The sequence below is a fragment of the Saccharibacillus sacchari DSM 19268 genome (assembly GCF_000585395.1).
Classification (GTDB): Bacteria; Bacillota; Bacilli; order Paenibacillales; family Paenibacillaceae; genus Saccharibacillus; species Saccharibacillus sacchari.
This window is the reverse complement of record NZ_KK073875.1, coordinates 1,512,251-1,533,880: the sequence shown is the minus strand read 5'-3', so window position 1 is coordinate 1,533,880 and position 21,630 is coordinate 1,512,251. Positions and strand designations below refer to the sequence as shown.

General features: G+C 53.9%; 16 protein-coding genes. All 16 read left to right on the top strand.

Annotated features, from left to right (window positions below):
* Nucleotides 1-14: 14 nt before the first annotated feature.
* The 16 genes from SACSAC_RS06595 to SACSAC_RS06520 all read left to right on the top strand — a co-directional run bounded on the left by SACSAC_RS06595 (nucleotide 15) and on the right by SACSAC_RS06520 (nucleotide 21,627).
* Complete coding sequence (locus tag SACSAC_RS06595; protein ID WP_037284788.1) at nucleotides 15-1,298, top strand: ABC transporter substrate-binding protein; 1,284 nt, start codon at nucleotides 15-17, stop codon at nucleotides 1,296-1,298.
* Nucleotides 1,299-1,960: 662 nt separating this feature from the next.
* Complete coding sequence (locus SACSAC_RS06590) at nucleotides 1,961-2,839, top strand: carbohydrate ABC transporter permease (protein WP_037284786.1); 879 nt, start codon at nucleotides 1,961-1,963, stop codon at nucleotides 2,837-2,839.
* Nucleotides 2,836-3,660, top strand: a complete 825-nt coding sequence (locus tag SACSAC_RS06585; protein ID WP_037284785.1) for a carbohydrate ABC transporter permease — start codon at nucleotides 2,836-2,838, stop codon at nucleotides 3,658-3,660. The genes SACSAC_RS06590 and SACSAC_RS06585 overlap by 4 nt, the downstream gene beginning before the upstream one ends.
* Nucleotides 3,661-3,892: 232 nt before the next feature.
* Complete coding sequence (locus SACSAC_RS06580; RefSeq protein WP_037292217.1) at nucleotides 3,893-5,956, top strand: beta-galactosidase; 2,064 nt, start codon at nucleotides 3,893-3,895, stop codon at nucleotides 5,954-5,956.
* A 179-nt stretch (nucleotides 5,957-6,135) separates the two neighbouring features.
* Nucleotides 6,136-7,776 carry a helix-turn-helix domain-containing protein gene (locus tag SACSAC_RS06575; RefSeq protein WP_037284783.1) on the top strand — a complete coding sequence of 547 codons (1,641 nt, stop codon included), beginning with the start codon at nucleotides 6,136-6,138 and terminating at the stop codon, nucleotides 7,774-7,776.
* A gap of 118 nt (nucleotides 7,777-7,894) precedes the next feature.
* The gene (locus SACSAC_RS06570; protein WP_037284781.1) at nucleotides 7,895-8,890 is read left to right on the top strand and encodes an ABC transporter substrate-binding protein; all 996 of its coding nucleotides are present in this window, start codon (nucleotides 7,895-7,897) and stop codon (nucleotides 8,888-8,890) included.
* Between the two features lie 282 nt (nucleotides 8,891-9,172).
* The gene (locus tag SACSAC_RS06565; protein WP_037284779.1) at nucleotides 9,173-10,060 is read left to right on the top strand and encodes a hypothetical protein; all 888 of its coding nucleotides are present in this window, start codon (nucleotides 9,173-9,175) and stop codon (nucleotides 10,058-10,060) included.
* A 12-nt stretch (nucleotides 10,061-10,072) separates the two neighbouring features.
* Nucleotides 10,073-11,710, top strand: coding sequence for a helix-turn-helix domain-containing protein (locus SACSAC_RS06560; RefSeq protein WP_084777941.1), 1,638 nt, complete (start codon nucleotides 10,073-10,075; stop codon nucleotides 11,708-11,710).
* 119 nt (nucleotides 11,711-11,829) lie between these two features.
* A complete protein-coding gene (locus tag SACSAC_RS06555; RefSeq protein WP_245608592.1) occupies nucleotides 11,830-12,918 on the top strand; it encodes an ABC transporter substrate-binding protein in 1,089 nt (362 codons plus the stop codon).
* Complete coding sequence (locus tag SACSAC_RS06550) at nucleotides 12,919-13,794, top strand: hypothetical protein (RefSeq protein WP_037284775.1); 876 nt, start codon at nucleotides 12,919-12,921, stop codon at nucleotides 13,792-13,794.
* 593 nt (nucleotides 13,795-14,387) lie between these two features.
* On the top strand, nucleotides 14,388-14,678 hold the full coding sequence (locus SACSAC_RS06545) for a putative quinol monooxygenase (protein WP_037284773.1): 291 nt from the start codon (nucleotides 14,388-14,390) through the stop codon (nucleotides 14,676-14,678).
* A gap of 31 nt (nucleotides 14,679-14,709) precedes the next feature.
* Nucleotides 14,710-15,360 carry a histidine phosphatase family protein gene (locus SACSAC_RS06540; RefSeq protein ID WP_037284771.1) on the top strand — a complete coding sequence of 217 codons (651 nt, stop codon included), beginning with the start codon at nucleotides 14,710-14,712 and terminating at the stop codon, nucleotides 15,358-15,360.
* Nucleotides 15,361-15,522: 162 nt separating this feature from the next.
* Entirely contained in the window at nucleotides 15,523-17,871 is a 2,349-nt protein-coding gene (locus SACSAC_RS06535; protein WP_037284769.1) for an AraC family transcriptional regulator, read from the top strand.
* Between the two features lie 133 nt (nucleotides 17,872-18,004).
* Nucleotides 18,005-19,654, top strand: a complete 1,650-nt coding sequence (locus tag SACSAC_RS06530) for a type 2 periplasmic-binding domain-containing protein (RefSeq protein WP_156950961.1) — start codon at nucleotides 18,005-18,007, stop codon at nucleotides 19,652-19,654.
* 44 nt (nucleotides 19,655-19,698) lie between these two features.
* Nucleotides 19,699-20,646: an ABC transporter permease gene (locus SACSAC_RS06525; RefSeq protein WP_051506919.1), complete on the top strand. Its 948-nt coding sequence runs from the start codon at nucleotides 19,699-19,701 to the stop codon at nucleotides 20,644-20,646.
* A gap of 36 nt (nucleotides 20,647-20,682) precedes the next feature.
* Nucleotides 20,683-21,627, top strand: a complete 945-nt coding sequence (locus tag SACSAC_RS06520; RefSeq protein ID WP_037284765.1) for a carbohydrate ABC transporter permease — start codon at nucleotides 20,683-20,685, stop codon at nucleotides 21,625-21,627.
* Nucleotides 21,628-21,630: the final 3 nt, after the last annotated feature.

Sequence of the window (21,630 nt, the reverse complement as noted above, 5' to 3'; positions counted from 1 at the left end):
GGGGGTCACGAATAATGAAAAAGATCTGGGGCGGAGCGATGGCTTCGCTGCTGCTGGCAGGATTGCTGAGCGGTTGCGGAGGCGGAGCGGACAGCCAGGCAAGCGGCGGAGAAGGTTCGGGTTCGAAGGAAGTGACGTTGAAATTCTTTATCTCGCAGCCGCGTTTCAAAGAGCAGTATCAGACGTATATTGACCAGTTCGTCGCCAAAGAAAAAGCGGACAAAAACGTCGATATCAAAGTTCAATTGGAAATGCCGAATGCCGAAAACGCGCCGCAGATTCTCAAAACGCGGATGGCTTCGAACGACGCGCCGGACATTTACAGTCTGCATGCCGTCAACGAAGCACCGGATTTCTATCGCGCGGGTTATATGGAAGACCTGTCGGACCAGCCGTTCGTGGACAAGCTGCTCGACAGCGTGAAGCCTTCCGTCACGATCGACGGCAAAGTGCTTTCCGTGCCAATGGAGACGATCTCCTGGGGCTATCTGTATAACAAAGACATTTTCAAAGAACAGGGGCTGACGCCGCCAAACACGCTGACCGAGATGAAAGCGGTCGTAGATAAACTGAACACTGCCGGCATCAAGCCGTTCGAACTGTCTTACTCCGAAGCGTGGGTTCCTCAATTGTTCCTGCCGCTGTCGGTAGGCGCGATCGTGAACACGACCAACAAAGATTTTATTGAACGCATGGGCAAGGACGAAGGCTCGTTCTCCGAAATGAAGCAAATGTTCGACATCATTGATCTGGTCAACGCCAACGGCACGGATCGCGCGCTCGAAGTCAGTGCCGACGACGGCGCGGCAGCTTTCGCAACCGGCAAAGCGGCGATGTGGCTGCAAGGCCCGTGGTACGCGGATACCATTCTCAAATCCAACCCGGATATCGATTTCGGCGTAGCGGCTCTCCCGATCAACGACGACGCGAACGCGACGATGATCGATCTGAGCACCTCGACCGCACTGGCCGTATCCCCAACCAGCAAAAACAAAGAATACGCGCTCGACTTCGTCAACTACGTCCTGGACGACAATGATTCCAGCGCGTTCTATGAAAGCCTGAAATTCAATCCGGTCGCCAAAAGCCACGAATTCCAAACGTACCCATGGGTTGAGGACGCTATGGCCTACGTCAAAGAAGGCAAATCTTATCAAGATCCGGTCATTCCTCAATCCGTCAAAGACGAAGTGGGCAAAGGCCTCCAAAGCTACTTCGCCGGCCAAATGACCCAAGACGACCTCGTCACCGCTCTGGACAAAGCCTGGAAAGACTATAACAAGGTCAACAAAAAGTAGAGGGAGGGCGGCTTCGGCCGCCTTCGTTGTAGAGACGGTTCGGCAGGGTGGAGAAGGCTAGGGCGGCTGCGCGGGGGGTGTTCGTTTCGGTCGCGTGTTGAAATCGGGAAATTGGAATGGATTGAATATGGAGATTTCCCGATTTCAAAGGCGAACGCTAACGCTCCTGCACTGAACACCCCCCCGCTCCGCCTTCTGCCTTTTCCTGGGCCGTACCTTCCCTACAAAACCTACGGCTGAAGGCTGGGGAGAGGGTAGTAAAGATCGAAGATCGTGTTCCACGGGAAAGCTTCTGGCGTAGCGGAAGTTGAAAGGCAATACAATTGAAGGCTAAAAATGAAAGTTAGAGCAAAAGCAAAAGACTTTCTTCCGCTGAGAAGCACGCAGCGGAAGCCAAACTACAACAACCCAAAGGCCGAAGACTTTGAAGCAAGCAGGCAGATCCTGTTCCATTGGGGGAAGTGTTAGTGGAGGGAGAAATTCAGTGAAGGACGCCTTTGAACCCGGAAAACTCATTATTTAAATCCAATTCAATTTTCCGGGTGAGACAGCGTCCTGAACGAATTTCTCCCGCAGCGCCCCCAGCTTCCCCTCCCGAATAGGATCTTCTTGTTAGCTTCATGCGTCTGAAGCCTACCCCAACAGAAAATGAGGTGAGTGTTTTGTCCTCGCGTAACAAATATGCGTCGCTGCTCGCGTTCACGGCTCCGGCGTTGATTTTTTATATCGCGTTTTTGCTCATTCCGATGCTCGGCGCTTTCTATTACAGTTTCACCGACTGGAACGGGCTGAACCGGGATTACGACCTGATCGGCTTCGCGAACTTCGTCGAAGTGTTCAAAGACGACCCGGACTTCGTCAATTCGCTGCTGTTTACGCTGAAATACGTCGTCGTCATGGTCGTGCTGCAAAACGTGCTGGCGCTGTTCCTGGCGGTACTGATCGAATCGCGGACCCGCTCCAAAGGGCTGTTCCGCACGCTGTTCTTCATGCCGAACATGATCAGCGTCATCATCAGCGCGTTTATGTGGACGTTTATCTTCTCGCAGGTGCTGCCGCAGATCGCGGAAAAGACCGTGTTCACGTTCCTCAACCAGTCATGGATCGGCGATCCGAATTTCTCCTTTTACTCGATCCTGATCGTCTCGCTCTGGAACGGGGTCGGCTATATGATGATCATCTACCTGGCCGGTCTGCAAGGCGTGCCGCAATCGCTGAAAGAAGCGGCGGTAATCGACGGGGCGAACGCGTGGCAGCGATTCCGCAGCGTGACGCTGCCGATGATCACGCCCGCGATTACCATCTGTTTGTTCCTCACGCTCAACAGCTCGTTCAAAGTGTTCGAAGTCGTGTACGGCCTGACCGGAGGCGGACCGGGACGCAGCACGCAGGTAGTGACGATGAACATTTACGAAGAAGCATTCTCCAACAACTTCCGGTACGGTTACGCCAGCGCAAAGTCGATTATTTTGTTCGCAATGGTACTCATTTTGACTTTGATCCAGGTTAGCATCACGAAAAAACGGGAGGTGGAGGCATGAGCCGCAGACTTTCCAATGTGCTCATCAACACCCTGCTGACCGTCTGCGCCGCCGTCACCATGTTTCCCGTTTATATGGCGCTCGTCAACTCGGTCAAAACGCAGGGGCAAATGTTCGAATCGGTCATGGCGCTGCCGACGGAATTCCATTTCGAAAATTACAGCCAAGCGTTCCACCAGATCAATCTGCTCGGCAGTACGCTCAATTCAATCATCGTGTCGTTGGTCGCAATCGGCGGTATCATTTTCACGGCAGGGCTGGCGGGGTACAAACTGTCTCGCACGCCGGGGCGCTTGAGCGGGTTTATTTTCATCATGTTCGTGTCGTCGATGCTCGTTCCGTTCCACTCGATCATGATCTCGCTGACCCGTGTCGCCAAAACGTTGGGCCTGCAAGGCAGCACATGGGGACTCGGCATCATCTATATCGGACTCGGCGTCAATATGGCGATCTTCCTGTATCACGGGTTCGTGAAGTCCGTCCCGCGCGAATTGGAAGAGTCGGCGCAAATGGACGGCTGCGGCGAATTCCAGACGTATTTCCGGATCATTTTCCCGCTGCTGCTGCCCATCACGGTAACGATCGGCATTCTCGACTTCCTGTGGGTATGGAACGATTTCCTGCTGCCGCTCTTGATGCTGACCAACGTCGACCGCTATACGCTGATCTTGTCCACCAACATGCTGTTCGGGGAGTATAACAAGGAATGGTCGCTGATCCTCGCCGCACTGGTGCTGACCGCGATTCCGGTGGTTATCATCTACGCATTTTGCCAGCGGTTTATCATGGAAGGGATTACCGAAGGCGCGGTGAAAGGCTAAGCGACGTAACCCAGAACGGACAGCTTTTTTCGGAAAAAAGGAAACGGATCGCCGCGAAGAAACTGAAGCGCTTGCAGGACATCCGGCGGCGCGTCTCGAAAGGATTACGGACAAGGCGGACGGTTTGCCGGATCGCGATGCGGTCAAGCCGCAAGGGAGCAGCCGAAGTAAAAGAAAAACATCGATTGCCGCCAGCCTTCAGTCCCGCAAGAAGAAAGGACGGATAACGCTTATGGAACGTCTGCATTACGGAGTCGCTTATTACGATGAATACATGCCCTACGAGCGGCTGGACAAAGACATCGAAATGATGAAAGCGGCGGGCATCACGGTCGTCCGCATCGCGGAATCGACCTGGAGCACGCATGAACCGCAAAACGGCGTGTTCGACTTCAAGTCGGTGGATCGGGTACTGGACGCCATGCACAAAGCAGGCATTGACGTGATTATCGGTACGCCGACGTACGCGATTCCGCCTTGGATGGTACGCGAGCATCCGGAAATATTGGCGGTTACGAAGGACGGTCCCGGCAAGTACGGCGCCCGTCAGATCATGGATATTACAAGTCCGGTGTACCTGTTCTACGCGGAACGCATCATTCGAAAGTTGATTAGCCGTACCTGCGCGCATCCGGCGGTGATCGGCTATCAGATCGACAACGAGACGAAGCATTACGGAACGGCGGGGCCGAACGTGCAACTGCAATTCGTGAAGGCGATGCGGGCAAAGTTCGGCAACGATCTGAACGAATTGAACCGGCGCTTCGGGCTGACGTATTGGAGCAACCGAATTGAAGCATGGGAAGATTTCCCCTCGGTGCTGGGCACGATCAACGGCAGCCTGGGTGCGGAATTTGCCCGTTTCCAGCGGCAGCTCGTGACCGATTTTCTGGCGTGGCAGGCAGGGATCGTCAACGAATACAAAAAGCCGGGTCAGTTCGTCACGCATAACTTCGACTTCGAATGGCGCGGCCATTCGTACGGCGTGCAGCGCGACGTGGATCACTTTAAAGCGGCCGAATGCCTCGATATTGCGGGCGTCGACATCTACCATCCGTCGCAGGGCGAGCTGACGGGCGCGGAAATCTCGTTCGGCGGGGATATGACGCGTTCGCTCAAGCAGTCCAATTACTTGGTGTTGGAAACGCAGGCGCAGGCTTTCCCGCATTGGACGCCGTATCCGGGCCAGCTTCGATTGCTCGCGTTCAGTCATCTGGCATCGGGAGCGAGCATGGTCGCATACTGGCACTGGCATTCGATTCACAACTCGTTCGAGACGTATTGGAAAGGACTGCTCAGCCACGATCTGCAGCCGAACCCGATCTATAATGAAGCGAAAACGATCGGAGCCGACTTTGCGCGCCTGAGCGAATCGTTGTCCGGCATGCGCAAAATCAACCGCGTCGCAATGCTGGTCAGCAACGAAGCGCTCAGTTCGATCGACTGGTTCCCTTTGCCGGGCGGAGTGAATTACAACGATCTCGTTCGCCGCTGCTACGATACGCTGTACAAGCTGAATGTCGGCTGCGACTTTGTTCATCCCGAGACGGACGCGAAGGTGCTTGCGGAATACGACCTGATCGTCGTGCCAGCTCTGTACAGCGCGCCGGACGAACTGCTGGAGAAGCTGAACGACTATACGGAAAAAGGCGGGCATATCGTCTACACGTTCAAAAGCGGATTTACGAACGACGACGTGCAGGTGCGAACAAGCGCGCAGCCCGGACTCATCGAGCGCGCTTGCGGCGTGAATTATCAGCTGTTTATCGAGCCGAAAGACGTCCGTATTCAGGTAACCAACGACTTCTCCTCGATTAGCGAAGAAGCGGGCAGCGTGGAGACGTGGATGGAACTGCTCACGCCGACGACGGCGGAGGTGCTGGCGCGTTACGACCATCCGCAGTGGAACGAGTATGCCGCGATTACGCGCAATGTCTTTGGCAAAGGAACCGCGACGTATATCGGATTCATGCCGGAGGAGAAGCTGCTGCTCGGCTTGTTCGAACAAGTGCTGCGCGAAGCCGGACTATGGGGACAGGATCAAAAATTGGCGTTCCCGCTGATCGTGAAATCCGGGATCAACCGCGCGGGCTGCCGGGTGCGTTATTTCCTGAATTATTCGGACGAGTCCGTATCGTTCGAATACGGTTATCGCGACGGACGCGAGCTGCTGTCGGGCGACGACATCCGGCACGGTCAGCTGCTGCGCCTGCCCGGTTGGGGCTTCGCGATCGTGGAGGACCGGGAAAGCGCGGCTTGTTCGTCGGCGATCGAAGACGGCGTAGCCAAGGATTAACGATGAAGATGTTGACCCGTTTAACTCTGCGAGCAGCCTATCCGATTAAGCGGCGATAAGTTGGTTTCAGAAGCCGAAAGCTTTGTTCAAGTTACGGTATGCGCCGTGCTTGAACAGGGCTTTTTTGCATGTATACTGGGATAAAGCAAGCAAAGGGCCGGAAGGCAGGGAGGCGGAGCATGGAAAAGGAAGCGAAGGAGCAAGAAGTCAATGCGGATAAGCTGGTGTTCCTGCTCGTGGAGGCGACATCTTCGAACCAACGCGCCACGTGGGAACTGCCGCTGCATTTTCTTGATGACTATCTGCTGTTCTTCATGGCTGGCGGAGAAGGACGGATCACGGTAGACGGACGATTCAAGGAGCTTCGCACGGGAGGCTTGTATTTGCGGCGTCCCGGCGAACTCGTCGGGGCGAAAGCTTGGAATCTGGATGGCCGGGGGTTGTACGCGATTCGGTTCCGGGCATTGGCATGGGACGCGGCGGCAGCGGAGACGGGGAGCTATATCGGACGGGCAAAAGGAAGCGGCGGGGAACTTTTTTTACCCGCCGTGAACGAGTTGATTCTGCGCGCTTCCCTATCGGCGGACGGATTGTGCGAGAGCATTGTCCGGTCGGTCAATCATGAAGACGGTTTGGAACGGTTGGGAGCTCGGATTCAGTTGCAGGAATTGATTCGAATGATGCTGCTCGAAGCGCGGGAGGTACGGGAGGACGACTACGAGACCCGACTGGAACAGGTTAGAACCTACATGGAAAAGCATCATGCGCGCAAGCTGTCGCTGGATGAACTGGCGGAGGTGGCGCGGCTGAGCGTGAGGCATTTTATGCGTTTGTTCAAGCAGAGGTATGGACGAAGCGCGATGGACGAGCTGACCGTATACCGAATTGCCCAGGCACAAAATCTGATGCGTGCGGAAGGGCGGCATCCCATTAAAGATATTGCGCAGCATGTGGGATTCCGGGACGAGACTTATTTTCGGCGTACGTTCAAAAAGATCTCGGGCGTTCCTCCGGCAGCGTTTATCCGCAATGCCAGGCAAAAGATCGCAGCGTACCATCCTGAAGCGATCGGCGTGTTGTTGGCGCTGTATATCGTTCCGAGCGCCGCTCCGATCAGCCATCCTTGGACCGAATATTACCGACGGAAATACGCGACCGATCAAGTACTGCCGTTAAGCGACGACCACCAGCAAAAGTTGGAGCAGCTTCGGGCGGAGGCGCCGGATTGTATCATCGTGCATGAAGGAGAGCTGAACGCCGAGGAAAAAGCCGAATTGCTGACGATCGCGCCGCTTAGTGAAATGCGTGCCGCCGTGGATTGGCGAACTCGCCTGAGGCTGATTGCGGGGGAGCTAGACCGGGCCGGAGCCGCAGAAGCATGGTTGGAGCGGTATGGACGCAAAGCCGATTTTGTTCGAACACAACTGGTCGAGCGGTTAGGGAATATTCGTTTGTTGGTTCTGAAACTTGCGGGTACGCGCTTAATGCTGCCGAAGCGTTACAGCGTGGCTTCGGTATTCTATGACGACCTTCGTCTGGAAGCGCCGGATGAACTTGTGCGGACCGAAGAAGACTTTGAGATCGAACCGGAACGGCTATCGAACTGGCAGTTTGATCGGATATTGATGATTGTGCAGCAGGACGAGGAGTCTCAGCAAACTTGGCACTCCCTGAATCGGCATAACGCATGGAAACAGATCGAAGCCGTTCGTTTGCAGCGCGTCGAGCTATTCCCGGCGAATCTGCTCAGCGAGTATACGGCATTTACGCACGATCTGATTTTGGATGAAGTGTTAAACATCTGGCGGGATCCTGCATGAAATAAAGTCTTTATTGTCGATATTGCACATGAAAACTTTGCCGTATACTAACCCTTAATGACAATGGTTCTCAATTAAGAGCATGTTGTCGCAGACGATGGAGTCAAGGGGGATCATAATGAAAAGACAAAAATGGATCATGACGATAGGGATGATCGCGCTGCTGCTTATTATCGCGGCATGCGGAGGAAGCGCACAGCCTGCGAAGGTGGCGGAAGCGGATCAGGCGTCTACAACGCAGGCCGCGCCTGTTGCAGAAACCGAAAGCGAAGCAGCTCCGCAGACTCGAACGGTAAGCACGGCAAAAGGCGACATCGATATTCCGGCTGACCCGCAGCGCGTCATCGGCTTATCGGTCGTTTACCCGGACTTTTTGTACGCGCTTGATATCATACCGGTTGCCGTCCAAAATTACCACGAAGAACTGCCGACCTATTTGCGCGATCCGTTGAAGGACACGATCAAAATGGGCATCTCGCGCACGCCGGATTTCGAAGCGATTCTGGCGGCTCAACCTGATCTGATCCTTGCACCGACCTGGTGGTCGGAAGCGGATTACGATCAACTATCCAAGATCGCGCCGACCGTACTGCTGCCCGAGCGCGATAACTGGCAGGACGAACTGCGCGACATCGCCGAAGTATTCGACCGTGCAGACAAAGCTGAGCAAGTGATTAGCGATCTCGATGCCAAAAAAGAGCAAGCCGCCAAAGAACTGGACGAACTCGCAGGCGATCAAACGGTAATGTATATGCGCGTGATGGCCAAAGAAATCGTCATCAGCGGCGAAAACATCGACAGAGGCAACCTGATTCACAAACAACTCGGCCTGAATCCGGTCCCGGATTTCCCGCAGACCGAAGCTACCATGTCGATCTCGTTGGAAAAACTCCCGGACTATGACGCCGACCACATCATTGTCCAACTCGACAACGACGGTCCGGAAGTGAAAGAACGCTTCGACGAAATTCTGAGCAGCTCTCTCTGGCAAGGCATGACCGCCGTCAAAAACGACCACATCCACACCGTCAATGACCGGGAATGGTTCAACGTCGGCATGTCGCCTCTGGCCGATTCCAATGCGATCGACGACGTGCTGGGATTCTTTAAATAACATCCTAGAGCGTGTCTTCAAACCTGCTAACGTGCAGATTTTGCCGAGGTTTGAAGACACGCCCTAGCTCATTGATCGAAAAGCCCCTACCGGACGGAACCGTTGAACAACTCCGTCCGATAGGGGCTTTTTGCCGAGTGAATACGACTATCCGGTACAGAGCAGCAGGCGCTTAGCAGGCTTGCAACGTCTACCTTTTTTTCGCGCATCGCGTTATGATGATGGAACGAAATCGGCTTCGAAGCAGATAAGAGCCGAATAGGAAAAGGGAGGTTTTCAATAATGGAAACGAATGAGTATATCTTAAGCGGCGACGAATTGACGGTTACGATCCGCGTGCCGGAAACCTGCACCGGAACTCGATTCGACCGCACAGGCTGGATCACTCAGGTTCGTCTGGATAGCGCGGGCATCGATTTTTGCGTATCGGAGAGCCTCATCGCCGGACAAGGCACGGGCGGCGAAGGGCTGTCGAATGAGTTCGGTATCGATAAAGCGATCGGCTACGACGAGGCGATTCCCGGCGACACCTTCGTCAAACTGGGCATCGGCGCACTGACGAAGGTCGATGAAGAAAGCTACAACTTCGCCCGGACGTATCCGGTCGAAGCTTACGAGATCCGGACCGAATTCGGGCGCAGCGAGATTCGTTTTACGGTGGACGTTCCCGAACATAACGGTTACGCCGCGAAGTTGGTCAAAACGATCACCGTCGACGGCCGCAGCCTGCATGTCCGCTACAAGCTGGAAAACCTCGGATCGAAGAAGATCTCGACCAACGAATACGTACATAACTTTGTCAGCGTAGGCGGTCATGCGATTGGGCCGGATTATGCGTTGAAGCTTCATTACGCGCCAGAGCTTAAGCTGCTGGGCGACGGCGGCGTGGAGGAAAAGCTGGAGCTGACGCCCGGGCAACTCACCTGGAATGCAGAGGCGGGCGGCGAATATTACGCGTTGTACGAAGGATTCGCGAATGGCGAGAAGCCTTACTGGGAGCTGCTGCACGTGCCGAGCGGAGCCGGCATGAGCGAAAGCGGAGACTTCGGCGCTGCCAAGCTGGGAGTGTGGGGATCCGGGCATGTGGTGTCGCCGGAGGTGTTTGTCGATTTGGAATTGGAAGCGGGAGAGAGTAAGGCGTGGACGCGTACGTATCGGTTTTGGGCATGAGGCGGTGAGCAGGTGAACAATAACAAAAACCGACCCGACCGCCTGATCTTCCCCTCCATCCGCTTATGCCAGCCGGAGTGGTATGGGGAAGGTTCATTGCAACCGAAAGTTTGGGATCGTGCCGGACTGCTGGTTATCGAAGGCGGTCAGGTCATATTATCGCTCAATGGGAATTTGCATGCAGCCGAGGCCGGTGACCGTTTCTGGATTGCGCCGGGTACTGAAGTGGGTGGACATTGGGAAGATGGATTCCGCTGCTCGCTGCTGCTTTTTTCTTGTCGGCGCATGGAGCGTTTCGGCGGACAGTGGTTGGCGGTAGAGGCGGAACTTCCTCCGACCGGGCGCTTGAAGCAAGATCTCCAGCAGCAGGACAGAATTCCGGGTCTGGCAAGCGAACCGCCGCCGCGCGATCGCTTGGAGTTGAAGCATGCGTTGCATCGCTGGCTGTCCGGTTATTTAACTCTAACCCGGCGTCAAAACGAAGCGAATGCAGAGCGAACCCACGAGCGTAATTCCGGAGCGTCCGGCACTCTGTCCGGAATCGGCCCGGTACTGGATTATATGTCGGAGCATTATGCACGCGAACTTGGCGTTTCCGAACTGGCGGCTCTCGCGGGAATGAGCGTGAACCATTTTATCCGCACGTTCAAGTCCAAAACAGGCCGAACGCCTACGCAATATCTGCTGCATCTGCGAATGTGGAAGGCGCGCCAGCTGCTTTTTTCAACCGATAAGATCAAGACGGTCGCGCGCAGCGTAGGCTACCGGGACGAGCATTATTTCAGTCGGGCTTTTAAAAAAGCAGAAGGAATCGCTCCGGCTTTCTATATGAAGCATCCCGATCGTCGTATCGCGGCGGCTTATTACGGGTTGGACGATTATTTGCGCACGCTCGGTTTGCAGCCGGTGGCGGCACTTGAGAAGACGCGTCGCCAAGACCATTCAACAGCAGTTTCGGAACGAACCAGGCAAAAAAGTTTCGGCACGGTATGGCTGGACGGTTCGGATTTCAGCTATGCGTCTCTTCGCCGGGCTAAGCCTGATCTGATTCTCACCAGCAGTCGCTTGGAATCGGACAGTAGACTGGACCGGATCGCGCCGACCGTTACGATCCCCTACACCCACGATCTCCCGCGGCAGCTTCGGCGCATGGCGGAGATTGTAGGCAAGGAGGAAGAAGCCGAGAACTGGATTCAACGTTATACGGAAGCGGGGATGGCGCTGCGGCAGCAGTTGATTGCCAAACACGGACGGCCTCTGACGGCATACTATATCCGAGTCGGCGCGACTTTGTGTCGGGTATACGGGCGGCTGAGCCAGACCGGAGACTTGCTGTACGACGATCTGGGCATGGAGCTTCCGACAAGCTTCCCCGAGGGGGAATGGGCGCTGACCGTCAGTCAGGAACAGTTGTCCCAATTCGACGCGGACTGTCTTTTTATCGCGATTGAGCCTACGCCGGAAGCCGCCGGAAGAATGCGAGTGATCGCGGCTTCGGAGGAATGGAAAGCTTTGAAAGCCGTACGGGAAGGCCGGATCTATGACGCTGACGATTTTCTGCTCAAAACGCTCGGACCTTCAGGCAGATTGGAAGTCATGCACGATGTTTTTGAAAAGCTCATGGGTTCTGCTGACGCCGGGAAACGTTGACTTTAAGAGAGTCGGGTGAATTTGTCCACGTGAACTCGGCGATAACGTCCATGGAGTAAGCGGCAGTTCTTCTCTAAGATAGTGATAATGATTATCAATGACTTAGGGGGAGCTTATACATGAGAGAGAAAGCTTGGGAAGAAAAAAGGAAGAATAATAAAGGGAATACACCATCGGCAACTCGCAAAATGCGACGCATGCGCGCTGCATTGACCTTGATCGGTTTATTAGCCGTGATGCTGTTTCTGGCGGCTTGCGGCGCACAATCCCAATCCGCGGCAACGACCGAGGCACCTGCGACTACAGCGGCTGCCGAGACTGCGACGCCTGCCGCTTCGACAGAAAGTACGGATACAGGATTGCGTTCGATTACCCATCTAAAAGGCACGTCCGAGATTCCGATGAAGCCGGAACGGGTTGTAGCGTTGTCCGCAGCTTACATCGACCACATGCTGACCCTCGGCGAGAAGCCGGTCGGCGTCAACAACGAGGAACGCTACGGCGGCGACTATCTCCCTTATTTGGCCGACGAGCTGGAAGGCGTTGCAGTCGTCGGATCGGCGGACACCCCGAATCTGGAAGCGATCCTGCAATTGAATCCGGATGTCATCCTGGTCGAAAGCCGTACGGCCGAAACCAGCTATGAGCAGTTGAACAAGATCGCGCCAACCGTTGTGCTGGGTAACGAGTGGAAAGACTACGACGAGGACCCGGATTTCTGGACCGAGGATCTGCTGAAGATTGCGGAGATGTACGACAAGACAGAAGTTGCTCAAAGCAAAATCGACGAACTGAAACAGAAAACGGCCGAAGTCAAAACATTGGTCGAGAAGTCGGAACACCGTAAGCTGGCCTATGTCCGCGTACGCGAGAAGCTGTTCCAAATCTATGGGCAAAACGGTCATCCGACGAATGCCTTATTGTACCGCGACCTTGGTTTCGAACCGTCTGCGATTACCCCCGTCGAGCATCGCGAGGACTTGTCGCTTGAAGGCTTAGCCGACCTGGATGCGAACCGTCTCATTCTTGAGGTCGATCCGAACGGCGGCGACTTCCTGGAGCAAGCTCAGAAGAGTTCGATCTGGAAAGACGTTCCGGCCGTGCAGCAGGAGCAGGTCTACGAAACGGACTCCTTCTGGCTGTTCAAAGGATGGGGCGTACTGGGACGAACGGAGATTCTTGAAGACATACGTAAGCTGGTCGAATAGATGAACGGGAGACGAACGGGGCAAGAGGACGGAGACTTCCTGCAAGAGCTTAAAGGGCTGCTGCGCCGGCACTTTGCGGTGGTGTGGATCGAGTCGGAGGATGATTGGGATAAAGTGATCCAAAGCGGGGAGCTTCAGACGACAACCGCGACCTCAGCCGATCCCCGTACGCTCTTTCCTTATGCTGCCGGCGATCTGCTTGACCCGGTCATTCTTTACGAGGTCCTGGCTCTGCAATCGCGGCAGCTTGGCGACGTATCTTCGGACGTAACCGGAACCTTGTTTGCAAAACGCTATTCGGTGCTGATCGCAGGTATGTTCGCGGCGTACACCTTATATGATGTCCCGATATCGGCAGACTTAAGCGATACGCGTATCCGGCTTGAACAGGGCGGAACCATGGCCTATCTGGTCCGAAGCGATTCGCAATTTGCAAATCCCGCCGAACCTATGGATGCTGGGCGTAAAAGGTTGCCTGCGTCCGAAGCGCGATCCGGTTTCTCTGCTTATGCCCGACGCATCAACGAACATTTCAGCCCGATACTCGATGCTGTAAGCTCCATCACGCACGCCAATAAAAAAGTGCTTCGCTCGCTTGTTCTGCATCAGGTGCATATGCTGTACGCCAGACTGCAAGCCGAGGCGGCCGATCCGGACTTTCAACCGCTCGGCCGCGCAACCCTCATTGCAGCGGATCGCGAAGCCTTAAGTCGCCCGGAAAATGCAGCCTTCCATGCGAATTTCCGTCAGGCCGAAGAAAATCCGCCGAATCGCCCGCTGCTGATGCGCCGATACTGCTGCCAAGCTTATCGCACGTCACCCGGAGGGCATTCGCACGGCTACTGCGAGAGCTGTCCCAAGATCGGCAGCGGATAAAAGAAGGCTAGGACACGTGAAGAAGCTGTTGCCTGTATCGTTCAGGCGGCAGCTTCTTTAAGTTCCATTGCCCACTACCTGATACAGAGTACTAGATAACTATGAGAAGAACGTTTTATTGCTTAAATTATAACAATGTTCCCATACTCTCTTGATTCATTGTCCATCTTTTTATTTGCGAGTGTCGTGATTCAGTTATAAATCAACTTAGATTTATTGAGAAGTAATTGATTCCTAAACTGTCCCCTATTTAAATGAAAGCAAAGCAGCCAACGCGCATCGGTATTCAATCGATGCGTGTTTTTGATTCTATATTTAAAAAAAGGAAGCAATAAGCGAAGGTAGAAATTCAGTTCAAGACGCCTTTGAACTCGGAAAACATCCTTATTCAAATCTAGGGCGTACACGCCCTAATCCAGTTTTCCGAGTGAGACAGCGAATTGAACGAATTTCTACCGCAGCTCCCAAGCTTCCCCCCAACACCCCTCAAGAGCCGCCCGTGATTCCGCAGCCTATTCTGTGTTAAGCTAATCACATAGACCGGTTCGGAAAACTCGGCCCGGCAGCGCTGCATTTGCGAAGGAGGAAGTTCGATGATTATTATTCATGCCGATATGCAGATCAAGCCGGAGAAAAGGGAAGCTTTTCTTCAAACGGTTCAACCGCTCGTAGCCGGATCGCAAGCCGAAGACGGTTGTCTGCGCTATACGCTGACCCAAGACGTGGCGAATCTCAACCGGTTCACGATGATCGAAGTCTGGGCGGACCAAGATGCGGTGGATCGCCATAATGCCTCGTCGCATTTTACCGGCTTCTTTAAAGTTTCGACCGACTTCTTTGCCCTGCCGCTGAAGGCCGAGAAATTCACTGCGGCAGACGTTTAGACCGAGAACTCATCATACAGGGGGCTAGATCATGGGGAAAAAGGTTAATTTGTATCTGATTCGGCACGGCGAGACTTATCTCAACCGTTATAAAAGAATGCAAGGATGGTCGGACAGCCCGCTGACGGAAGAAGGCAAGGTTGTGGCGGTCGCTACGGGAGAAAAGCTGGCGGATACCGTCTTTGCTCACGTGTACACGAGTGATTCAGGAAGAACGCTAGAGACGGCGGAGATTATATTGAAGGAAAACAAGCATCCGGTTCCCGTGATCAAGCGGACCAAAGCTTTTCGCGAAACGTTCTTCGGCGGCTTCGAGGGCGAATATTCCCAAGTGGCGTTGAAGCAGATTGCGGAAGTGGGCGGCATTGGAAGCTTTGACGAACTGCGCCAACAATTCACGGTCAAGGAAGTCGCGGATCTGATCAAAAAGGCGGACCCTTACGGCCATGCGGAAAGTTTCGATGAACTGTGGACGCGCATTCAGGGCGGACTGGAAGAAGTCGTCGGTCTCGATTACGAGGACGATGCCAATATCCTGATCGTTTCGCACGGCAACACCATCCGCAATATCGTCAGCCAACTGTGCGAGGAAGTGGACGCGTCGGTCGAGATCCGCAACGCGAGCATCACGATCTTGCAGCATGTGGATCAGGAGTACGGCATGGTTTGTTTTAATCAGTAATGGGAAAAGGGCAGCCGCGGCTGCCTTTTTTTGTTGGCGTTCCAAGCGTTTTCGGACTCTCTGACAGTGCCGGAGAAATTGAAGGTTTAACTTCGGCGTCGTTTGCTTTACACTTTTTTGCAAACGATTACAAAAAAGAACGGGCAAGAGGGGGCCAGACAGATGCAGCGCAACAAGACGAGTATCCTCTTTTTCAAACGGTTGATTAAGTACTTTCTGATCTTGGCTATACTCATTCTGATGATGGCTCCGTTGTATGTCAAATCGTATGATTTGGCCAAGCGGCTGACGATTGAAAAAAGTTCGGCTCGGTTGGAAGACGGGGTCGGGGTGTTGGAGCGGCAGGTGCTGCGAGCGCAAGAGATCGGAAATCTGCTCAGACAGGAAGAAAGTTTCAAACGGTTGTTCTTTTTGCAAGGGAAGCCTTCCAGTGCTTATTATTACGACTTCGAACGGCTGCAAACCAAGCTGAAAAGCTTGTCGCTGACGCAGGATCTGTTCTCGAACGCTTATATCGCTTTTCGCGACAATCCGGTTTTCGTATCCAATTCGCTGTCTTCGGATAACGCGGACGATGTTTACCGGCGTTATTACCGCTACCCTGGCATGACCGCGCAGGAATGGAAAACGATGTTGTTCGGCAAAACGGACGTTTTCCGTATCCTGCCGTCCAAGGCGGTTCATTCCTCTTATTACAGCCGACACGACTTTCAGGCCATGACGGTGCTGATCAATAATTCCTATTATAATGCGCTGGATGTCAAAAGCGTGCTGGCGATCGACATCAATACGGAAGATATCGCGAAGCTGCTGCTGTACGAGGAACAGCTTGGCGATCATCAGGTATACCTGACCGACCTGGACGGCAATCTGTTATTGGCAAAAGGGAGCGAAGCGAGCGCGTCGCAAGCCGATACTCTGCAAGAAGTTCTGACGAAACAAGCATCTGTAGGCGGTCCGAAGGAAGGCGCAATCGAGCTGAACTCGCAGCAATACGTGACGCTGAGCGACACAAGCGCTCAGTTGGGTATTCGCGTCGTCGTCGCGATTCCTTCCAGCACATTCGAGACCAATATCGATGCGCTGATGGAACTGGTGGTGACGTATGCGGCTGCGGGCGCGGTCGTCGTCGTGCTGCTGGCCGTCCTGTTTTCCATGCGCGAAACGTTGACGCTCCGGAAGTTGGTGGAAACGGCGGGAACGCTGAGCCAGGTGAATTTTACGACGCTGAACGAATACAAATACATGGATCGCGCATTCACGCGTATTCGTTCGATCAATGAAGAACAGCTGGGACGAATCGAAGCCTTGAACATTTCGATTCGTTATTCCGTACTCAAAAATCTGCTGGTGCTAGGCGTGCATACGCAGCGCGAGTTGGAAGAAGCGATCGATTGTTTCGGCGATACGTTCGAACGGTTTTGCATAGCCAAGGCAAGGTGGAGCACGGAGGAGAACAGAGAGGAGCGAGATGAGGCGAACCCCGCTGCGTTGCGGCCCAATCCGGGCATCGAGTTGGAAAAAGTGCTGCGGACGCTGCCGGATTACGGCGTGCTGGCGCTTCATTTTCACGCAAACGAAGCGGTATTCGTACTGTTCGGCAAATCGGAGGAAAAAGGTTCTGTTCAGGAGCTCGGAGACCGATTATCCGGCATGCTGCGGAGGTTGAGCCGCGATGTTCCGTCGGCCGCGATCATCAATATCGGGTTGAGCGGAATCGAAAGCGGATTGAAGCAAGCCAGACCGGCGTACGAACAGGCGCAATACGCCTTGTCGCTTCATGAGAACGGAATCTCCAGCGGCGTGCATATCTTTGAGCGATCGGGCAGCGGGGAAGGCGGGCCGGAATTCGACCATACGATCCCGCTCAAGCTGCATGACGCGTTGATTGCGGGAGAAGAGCGCGGCGCGGAACAGATTTTTGCCGATGCGTCGACTCAGATGGCCGACCATGCGCGAACCGAACAGGAACGGCTGCAAATTTTCTTTACCGTCAGGCAAACCGTGTCCAATGCCCACAAAGTGATGCGCCTCGGCAACGGATATAAAGAAGAAACGAAGGTAGAGGCTCTCCCCGAATATGATCAAACGAAAGACGTATTCAAGCTTTTCGGCGAACTGGAGCAAACCGCTCTGGAGCTATGCAGGTCGGTGATCGGTCGGAAAAAAAGCAACAATGACCGATTGAAAGCGGATATCTTGAACTACATCGCAGAGAACTACGGAGACTCGTCGCTGTCGGCGGGAAAGATTGCCGGGGAATTGATGCTGTCGGAGAAATACGTGTTTTCATTCGTGAAAGAGCAGACCGGCAAAAGCCTGGGCAAATATATCGAGGAAATTCGTTTGGACAAAGCCGAGCGTCTGCTGATCCAGACCGACGAGCCGAACAGCGCCATTTTGAAAAAATGCGGCTTCGGCAGCGAAAATACCTTTTATCGTGCTTTCTCCAAAAAACACGGCGTCACGCCATCGAGCTGGAAAGAAACGCACCGCAAGCTTACGCCGTGACGGAACGAAAAGAAAGCGCCAGTGCCCGGATCGGACGCTGCGACAGCGATCGCAAAAGTGCCGGTTCCGCGAAACGGAAACGTTGTCTACATTGAATTTGTAAGCGATTCCAAACAAGAGGGAGGAACACAAGTTGAGCATACGAACGAGATATGGGGCATGGCGAAAAGGAACGGCATCGGCTCTGGCTGTGATCTTGGCGGGAACGCTGCTGTCGGCCTGCGCTTCGGGCAACGAGCAGGAAGCCGCGCCGGCCGTAGGCGAAGACGGGCGTCCGATTATTACGGTGGCGGTGCAGGCTAATCCCAACGTCGAAGATTACGAGACCAACCATTACACCAAGCGGATCGAAGAAGCGATGAACGTGGACCTGCAATTCATGGAACTGCCGAGCCAGGCGGAGGAAGCGATCACCAAGCTGTCTTTGATGGTATCGTCCGGCTCGAAGCTTCCCGACGTGATCAATGTGTATTTGAACGAGTCGACGATCTATGATTATGCGGCCAAAGGCGTGTTCATCAAACAGGACGATTATCTGAACAACGCCGAGCTTGCGCCCAACTTCAACGCGATCCCGGACAAAGACTTCGTGTACAACGCGATGAAGCTGGCGGACGGAAGCGTCTATTCGCTGCCGCGCCACAACGTATACGAATGGAACGAAGGCTCCAATCGGGCGTGGATCAATGCCGATTGGCTGGACAAGCTGAACCTGGAAACGCCGCGAACGACGGACGAACTGTATAGCGTATTAAAAGCATTCGCGGAACAGGACCCTAACGGCAACGGCAAAAAAGACGAAATCGGCATGGTCGGCTCCACGAACGGCTGGTCGCAGAACGTACGCGTGTTTTTGATGAACGCGTTCTTGTACGCCGATCCGGCGAAAGGGTATCTGGACGTGCGGGACGGCAAAATATTCCCTTCGTTCACGCAGCCGGAATGGAAAGAAGGATTGGAGTACATGAACCGACTGGTCGCCGAAGGTCTGCTTTCCCCGTTGTCGTTCACCCAGGACGAGACGCAGATGAAGGCGCTCATCAACGTACAAGGCGGCATGGCGGGCGTCGTTCCGGCCGGAAGCTACAGCGCGTTCGGAACGGAGTTGGAGAATCATATGACGCTGCTTGCGCCGGTCAAAGGCCCTGCCGGATTCTCCGCAACGCCGTACAGCCCTTCGATGCCTACGCCGCTCTGGTTTATTACGAAAGACGCGGCCGACCCCGAACTGGCTTTCAAAGTCGGCGATTATTTGCTTGATCCGGAAATGTCCAAAGTCAGCCGTTACGGCGAAAAAGACGTGGACTGGAGCGACGATCCGTCGATCACGGCGCAGTATCTCGGCCCGTTCGAAGAAACGGAAGGCATCCCGACCCAGTTGGCGGATCTGAATCCGGGCATCTGGAACAATCCGCAAAACAAAAATTGGAACGACGCGAATCCGGCTTACCGTTCGCTCGAGACCAACAATTCGGCTTCCAATATGAAAAAAGACGATGCCGCGGCAGCGCCCAACTGGCAGCCTGCTTACGCGGACGGATACGTAACGGCGTTTCCCGAAGAATCGATCTCCAAACTGAGCTATACGCCGGACGAACTGAAGCAAATCGCGGATAGCAAAACGGCGATCGATAACTACGTTAACGAAAGCGCCGTCGCGTTTATCACGGGCAACCGTCCGATGTCGCAATGGGATTCTTATCTGGAAGAACTGAATAAGATGGGGCTGGATGCTTATCTGGAAGTGGCTCAAGCGGCTTACGACCGATCGCAGGCTCAATGAGCGTGACTTAACAGGTCCGTAAGGACCGGAACAGGAGGATGCCGATGACATCCCAACCTTTGCCGTCGAGCCGGGCGAAAAACGGTTCGAAAAAAAGCATCAGATCCGGTTGGCAGATGTATTTGTTCCTGCTGCCCGCCGTCGTCTATATCGTCATATTCGCGTACGTTCCGATGGCCGGCGTACAAATCGCGTTCAAAGAATACGACTTCACCAAAGGCATCTGGGGCAGCGAATGGGTCGGACTAGACAATTTCCGTCGGTTTTTCGAATCTTATCAATTCTGGACGATCATTCGCAATACGCTGCTGCTTTCGCTGTACAGCCTGGTCATTTCGTTCCCGCTGCCGATCTTGTTCGCGCTGGTGCTGAATTCGTTTATCGGGCAAAAATTCAAAAAGATCGTGCAGTCGGTCTCCTATATGCCGCATTTCATTTCCACCGTCGTGATCGTCGGCATGCTGGTGCAAATCTTCAATCCGAGAACGGGCGCTTTCGGTTCGCTGTATACCTTTTTTACCGGAAACGTGATGCCCGACGCGTTCGCCAATCCCGATCTGTTTCCGCATCTGTATGTATGGTCGGGGATCTGGCAAGGCATCGGCTGGAGCAGCATCATCTATATCGCCGCGTTGTCGTCGGTCGACGAGCATTTGCATGAAGCGGCTCAGATCGACGGGGCTTCCAGGCTTCAGCGGGTACGGCATATCGATTTCCCGTCCATTTTGCCTACAGCCACGATCATGTTGATTTTGGCGGTCGGAAATCTGATGGATATCGGCTTCGAAAAAGTCTTTCTGATGCAAAACGATCTGAATCTTTCCAGCAGCGAAGTGATTTCGACGTACGTGTACAAGGTCGGGTTGACCATCGGCGCAGGCGACTTTTCCTTCGCGACGGCGATCGGCTTGTTCAATTCCGTAATCAATTTCGTGCTGTTGATTATCGTCAATTTCGCCGCCAGACGGATGGGGAACGCAAGCTTGTGGTAAAGCTTTTTCCCAACAAAGAAAGCAAGGAGGAACGATATGGGCACAGCTCGGGCAAAACGAACGTCAAAAGCCGAACTCGGAACCAAAAAGGTCAAGTTTTCTACCCACCCGGCTTCGGACAAAATCTATTACGTGTTTTCCGGCATCATTTTAACGAGTATTCTGATCGCTGTCGCGTATCCGTTAATTTATGTGCTATCGGCCTCGTTTTCGTCAGGCACGGCCGTCTCTTCGGGACAGGTGCTGCTATGGCCGGTCGATCTCAGTTTAGAAGGCTACCAGGCCGTGTTCAAAAACAAAGACATTCTGCGTTCGTACGGCAATACGTTTTTGTATACGATACTCGGAACGTTTATCAATGTTACCGTCGTGATGACATGCGCGTACGCGCTGTCGAGACCCGGGCTTAGAGGCCGTAACTTTTTTATGATTTTGTTCACGTTCACGATGTTTTTCAGCGGCGGGTTGATTCCTTTTTATATGCTGATGCGCAATTTGCACCTGATCGATACGATGTGGGCGATGGTGCTTCCGGGCGCTTTGTCCGTGTACAACATGATCATCGCCCGGACGTTTATCCAATCCTCGATTCCCGGCGAGTTGGTCGAGGCGACAAGCATGGACGGGTGCAGCGATATCCGCTTCTTTTTCTTCTTCGTGCTGCCGTTGTCCAAAGCGGTCATCGCGGTTATCACGCTGTTCTCGGCCGTCGGACACTGGAACGCGTATTTCAATGCCCTGATGTATCTGAATGACCGTTCGCTTTATCCGCTACAAGTCATTTTGCGGGAAATTCTGATCATGAATCAGGTAGACGTCAGCATGATCATGGACCCCGAGCTTCAGCAGGCGAACGTGCAGGCGGCGGCCGTGCTCAAGTACGCGTTGATCGTCGTGGCGACGCTGCCGATTCTGTGCGTGTATCCGTTCATTCAAAAGTATTTCGTCAAAGGCGTCATGATCGGATCGTTGAAAGGATGAATC

Excerpts from the sequence above, each read along its gene's own strand:
- SACSAC_RS06525 (WP_051506919.1), top strand. The coding sequence starts at position 19,699 with ATGACATCCCAACCTTTGCCGTCGAGCCGGGCGAAAAACGGTTCGAAA.
- SACSAC_RS06545 (WP_037284773.1), top strand. The coding sequence starts at position 14,388 with ATGATTATTATTCATGCCGATATGCAGATCAAGCCGGAGAAAAGGGAA.
- SACSAC_RS06540 (WP_037284771.1), top strand. The coding sequence starts at position 14,710 with ATGGGGAAAAAGGTTAATTTGTATCTGATTCGGCACGGCGAGACTTAT.
- SACSAC_RS06585 (WP_037284785.1), top strand. The coding sequence starts at position 2,836 with ATGAGCCGCAGACTTTCCAATGTGCTCATCAACACCCTGCTGACCGTC.
- SACSAC_RS06570 (WP_037284781.1), top strand. The coding sequence starts at position 7,895 with ATGAAAAGACAAAAATGGATCATGACGATAGGGATGATCGCGCTGCTG.
- SACSAC_RS06575 (WP_037284783.1), top strand. The coding sequence starts at position 6,136 with ATGGAAAAGGAAGCGAAGGAGCAAGAAGTCAATGCGGATAAGCTGGTG.
- SACSAC_RS06555 (WP_245608592.1), top strand. The coding sequence starts at position 11,830 with ATGAGAGAGAAAGCTTGGGAAGAAAAAAGGAAGAATAATAAAGGGAAT.
- SACSAC_RS06550 (WP_037284775.1), top strand. The coding sequence starts at position 12,919 with ATGAACGGGAGACGAACGGGGCAAGAGGACGGAGACTTCCTGCAAGAG.
- SACSAC_RS06535 (WP_037284769.1), top strand. The coding sequence starts at position 15,523 with ATGCAGCGCAACAAGACGAGTATCCTCTTTTTCAAACGGTTGATTAAG.
- SACSAC_RS06565 (WP_037284779.1), top strand. The coding sequence starts at position 9,173 with ATGGAAACGAATGAGTATATCTTAAGCGGCGACGAATTGACGGTTACG.
- SACSAC_RS06595 (WP_037284788.1), top strand. The coding sequence starts at position 15 with ATGAAAAAGATCTGGGGCGGAGCGATGGCTTCGCTGCTGCTGGCAGGA.
- SACSAC_RS06580 (WP_037292217.1), top strand. The coding sequence starts at position 3,893 with ATGGAACGTCTGCATTACGGAGTCGCTTATTACGATGAATACATGCCC.
- SACSAC_RS06520 (WP_037284765.1), top strand. The coding sequence starts at position 20,683 with ATGGGCACAGCTCGGGCAAAACGAACGTCAAAAGCCGAACTCGGAACC.